The sequence below is a fragment of the Chryseobacterium sp. RLHN22 genome, assembly GCF_051011795.1.
GTDB lineage: Bacteria > Bacteroidota > Bacteroidia > Flavobacteriales > Weeksellaceae > Chryseobacterium > Chryseobacterium zhengzhouense.
Genome location: NZ_JBPCHW010000049.1, coordinates 1 through 4752 on the forward strand (window position 1 = coordinate 1; position 4752 = coordinate 4752).

At 33.0% G+C, this 4752-nt stretch carries 5 protein-coding genes; all 5 read left to right on the forward strand.

The features are described from left to right. The first annotated feature begins 170 nt into the window (after positions 1-170). The 5 genes from ACR1PN_RS20365 (at position 171) to ACR1PN_RS20385 (ending at position 4670) form a co-directional block, all read left to right on the forward strand. Positions 171-1121: a hypothetical protein gene (locus tag ACR1PN_RS20365; RefSeq protein WP_433981522.1), complete on the forward strand. Its 951-nt coding sequence runs from the start codon at positions 171-173 to the stop codon at positions 1119-1121. Between the two features lie 186 nt (positions 1122-1307). Next, positions 1308-1877 carry a helix-turn-helix domain-containing protein gene (locus tag ACR1PN_RS20370; protein ID WP_433981523.1) on the forward strand — a complete coding sequence of 190 codons (570 nt, stop codon included), beginning with the start codon at positions 1308-1310 and terminating at the stop codon, positions 1875-1877. Between the two features lie 86 nt (positions 1878-1963). Beyond that, entirely contained in the window at positions 1964-3427 is a 1464-nt protein-coding gene (locus tag ACR1PN_RS20375; RefSeq protein ID WP_433981524.1) for a serine hydrolase, read from the forward strand. A gap of 71 nt (positions 3428-3498) precedes the next feature. Further along, complete coding sequence (locus ACR1PN_RS20380; protein ID WP_433981525.1) at positions 3499-3909, forward strand: Rrf2 family transcriptional regulator; 411 nt, start codon at positions 3499-3501, stop codon at positions 3907-3909. 107 nt (positions 3910-4016) lie between these two features. Then, positions 4017-4670: an NAD(P)-dependent oxidoreductase gene (locus tag ACR1PN_RS20385; RefSeq protein WP_433981526.1), complete on the forward strand. Its 654-nt coding sequence runs from the start codon at positions 4017-4019 to the stop codon at positions 4668-4670. The last annotated feature ends 82 nt before the right edge of the window (positions 4671-4752 follow it).

The following is a 4752-nucleotide window of genomic DNA, read 5'->3' on the forward strand; positions in this document are numbered from 1 at the left end:
AAATGCACCAGCAGTCTGAATTAAAAATGAAAACCTATAAAACTAAAAACCAAAGCAAAAACGTTTTTGCTTTGGTTTAATTATTATTTTTATCCTATAATCTGTATCGAAGTTTTAGGACGAGACATATCTTAGTATTAAGATGCAAATGTTTCTTTAATCAGATTTAAATGAAAAAAATATACTGTTTTTTTGCTGTTCTTATTTTGCTGACTTCCTGTGTTTCAAAGAAAAATCAGGTCATCAAGCAGAATATTCTGACTTTGAGAGACAGCTATTGTAAGGCGCCTTTCAAGTACAATTATGAAGAAAAGTTACCTTCTTACAATGCAGACTCTATTATTTCGGCGAATAAACAACTGAAAAACATTTTTTCAGACCAAAGTATTTTGGTTTTAAATGCCTTAGATAATCTGGATGAGGTAAATGAAATTATGAAGCTTAAAAAAGATTCTTCATTAAATGCTCAAGTGAAAGTTTTGCAGTTAAAAATGAAAATAAACAGCAAAATAACCATCGCTCTGACTGAATTGGACGCAGTAGCTGCCGAATTTGACTGTGAAGGAGAACGTGTAGCACAAATCGGAAATTATGTTGATAACCTTAATGATTCCCGGAATAATAAGCTTATTTTATATTCCATTGCAGCCGGAGCGGTAGCTTCTATTGCAGGTGGAATTGTGAAAGATGAAGGTTGGAGCAGTGCAATTGATATTTCCGGAGGTGCCTTGGGAGCAGGTTTTGGTTTGGCAACGCTTAATCCGAAGGGAAAAAAAGTAGAATTTATTCATCAAAGAAACCTTCTTCGTGATATTTGGCGGGAGAAACTTGAATCTCCCAATTTTCCGCCCTTTATCTGGTATATGTATACCGAAAAAAAGTTTTCTAATAAAGAAGAAAATTCGATTATTCAAAACATGAAGCAACGTTGGCTCCATTATCAGTTTGATGATGATAAAACTGCGGCCGACCAGTCTGTAATTTTCAGTGATGGTGGTTTTTACAGAGCCGATGATCTTCATAATAGGGCTGCAATGCTGAATCAAATGCAGTCGGCAACCCGTACGATTAATCAGACGATTAATTACCTTCTCTTAGATTTAGATAAATTGATTTTGTAATTTTAACTTTTTTAAAGATGTCTTTGTGTTCTTTGTTAAGTGAAACGCCTTTGTGAAACTTAATGATAGTTACTAGTGCAAAAGCCTTTGTGGGCTTTGTGTTTAAATTTTCCCTGTAAAATCAAATAAATATTTTTGATTAATTCGTCGTTGAATGTCTAATTTTGCATTAATCTATTTTAAACCATGTCGGAATTAAAAAAAATCAGAGAAAAGAAAAATCTGACGCAGGAAGAATTAGCCGGAAAATCAGGAATTTCTGTAAGAACAATCCAGCGGATTGAAGCGGGAACAGAGCCGAAAGGTTACACCTTGAAAACTTTGGCTGCAGCACTTGATGTTGCTGAAAAAGATTTACTGATTCCGGAAACTTTAGCAGAAGATAATATTGTAGAAAAAGTAATTGCTGTAGAAAATAAAGAAGTTTACAATTTTACACTCATTAAAATTATCAATATTTCTTCGCTTCCGTTTTCTTGGTTTCCGATTGCTAATTTTTTAGTTCCGATAATCATCATGTTGTTTACAAAAGAAAAAAATTCGATCGTAAAACAGATTATTTCTTTACAGATCTTTTTGGCAGTCATCTGTCCGATTATTTTTATGATGGTTGCTTTTCTAAAGCTGGGAAAAGAATCGGTTTTATTGACAATGATTGTCTTAACGCTTACCAATATTTTTATTATTCTAAGAAATGCTTATGAATTGGATAAGAAAAATAGTCTCTATTTTAAGTTGAATTTCAGCTTCTTATAATTTGTCAGTGTGATTGTCGGGTTTTTGTCAGGTTGTTTTTTAACTTTAAAATCAATTAATTCTGAATCTTTGTTAAAAAATTGAAAATGACAACACTAATCAGAATTATAATCTTCATTCTATTATTTTCGATTACAAATTTAAATGCTCAAATTGATAAAAATTCACCTTTATTTATTGAACTTAAAAAGCAGGACAGTTTGTTTTTCGATAGAGGATTTAACAATTGTGATATTGCTTATCTGGAAAAATCTGTTGATAACAATTTGAAATTTTATCATGATAACGGAGGTTTTCAGGACAAAAAATTGTTTCTGGAAAGAACAAAACAAAATATCTGTTCAAATTCTGCCCAAAAACCTATTCGAAAAGTCATTGAAAACAGTCTGGAAGTTTTTCCGCTGTACAATAATGGCGAGTTGTATGGTGCAATTCAATCAGGAGAACATCAGTTTTTTATCCGAGAAAAAAATAAAGAAGATGCTTTGGGAGGGCAGGCGAAATTTACAACAATATGGACAAAAAAAGACGGAAACTGGATCATGAGTGATATTCTGAGTTACGATCATGGAACACCTAATAGAAATCTTACGGATAATCTGGAACAATTAATTAAAGACAATAATATTCCGACTTTAGGTTTGGGAATTATTGAAGATGGAAAGCTCAAAGAAATAAAGGTGTACGGAAAACTAAATGATAAATCTTCTGCTGCTTACAACAGTCTTTTTAATGTTGCGTCTTTAACGAAACCAGTTACAGCAATGACGGTTTTACGCTTGGTAAGTCTTGGCAAATGGAATCTTGATGAACCACTTGATGCATATTTTATTGATGAAGATATTATAAAAGATGTAAGACATAAGAAATTAACAACGAGATTGATATTGAGCCATCAAACCGGCTTTCCCAATTGGAGGTGGATGAATAAAAACAACAAACTTCATTTTGGATTTGAGCCCGGAACAAAATATCAATATTCAGGTGAGGGTTATGAATATCTTAGAAAAGCTCTTGAAAATAAATTTCATAAAAGTTTAGAAGAACTCGCAAAAGAACTTATTTTTCAGCCTTTAGATATGAAAGATACAAGTTATATCTGGGATGAAAAGAAATATGCTGAAAGAATGGTTGTTGGATATGATAAAACAGGAACAGCTTATGATGCTGTAAAAAACAAAACTCCAAATGCAGCCGATGATTTAATAACGACAGTGGAAGACTGCGGAAAATTTTTAACAGCTGTGATGAGTAATACTCTGTTGACTACAAAAGTTTTTGATGAAATGAAAACAAAACAGGTCGAAACTAAAAAAGATAAATTTTTCGGCTTGGGATTTGAAATTTACGATCTTGGGAGTGATGGAATTGCTTTATCTCACGGAGGTTCAGATAAAGGTGTCAATACCATTGTTTTTCTTTTGCCTAAATCAAAAAGGGGATTGATCATTTTTACCAATGTTGAAAATGGTTATAAAATATATGACCCGATTGTCAATCATTACTTAGGGAATGCGGGCAAAAAGATAATTGAAATTGAAACGAAATAAATTTTAATAAAAATTAAATGTAATTAATTTTGTTACAATTAGAATATTTGTATCTTTGCTGAGTAATTACAATGAACAATACAAGATTTGCTACGGCAATACATATTATGACTTTATTGGCGGAAAGTCCGCAAGACTGGCTCACGTCTGATTGGATGGCAGGAAGTATTAATATTAATCCGGTGATTGTTCGTAAAGAAATAGGAGTTCTAAAAGAAGCGGGTTTGATTATTAGCAGACAAGGTAAAGATGGGGGAACTCAATTAGCAAAGAGTGCAGATTCAATAAGTATTTCTGATATTTATTTGGCGGTAAAAAATACGGAGGTTTTAGGGAAAAAAAATAATAATCCGAATCCTGTCTGTACAGTAGGTAGAAATATCAATACTCATCTTAATACCTTATTTTCGGAGACAGATGAGCTGGTTTTAAAATTTTTAGGGAATAAATCATTGAAGGAATTCACTGAACAGTTCAAATAAAAAATTTTAATCAAAATTGTAACAAAATTTATTACAATTAAATAAATAAAATAATATCAAAATGAAACCGAAAGGTTCGTGAATGCATTTAAAAATAAATAAAAATTATGAACAAAAAAGTAGCTGTAATCGGTGCAACCGGTTTTGTAGGAACACAGATTGTAAAAGAACTTACAAACAGAGGTTATGAGGTTGAAGCCATCGTAAGAAACGCTTCAAAAGTAAATGAAACAGAAAACGTAAAGGCAAAAAGTGTTGATGTAAATAATGTTGAGGAATTATCGGAAGCTTTAAAAGGAAATGATGCCGTAATCAGTAGTTTTAACGCAGGGTGGACGAATCCTAACCTTTACAATGATTTCTTAAACGGATCTATCAACATCGAAAAAGCAGTTGAAAAATCTGGTGTAAAAAGATTTATTACGGTTGGAGGAGCTGGAAGTTTATTTATTGAAGGAAATCAGTTGGTTGACGGACCTGATTTTCCTGCAGACATCAAACCGGGAGCGACTGCTGCAAGAGATTATCTGAATAAAATCAAAGAAAATACAACATTAGACTGGACTTTCTTCAGCCCTGCAATCGAAATGCATCAAGGAACAGCAGGAATCAGAACCGGAAAATACAGAACCGCTCTTGAAAATCCTGTTTTCAATGAAGAGGGAAGAAGTGTACTTTCGGTAGAAGATGTTGCCGTTGTTTTGGTGGATGAATTAGAGCAAAACAATCACATTCGTGAAAGATTTACGGCTGCTTACTAATTTGAATTATGCTTTAAACTAACTTCAGAAACAGTTTCGGGGGGGGGGGAGGGGGGGGGGGGAAGGGGGAGGAAAAAGAAAA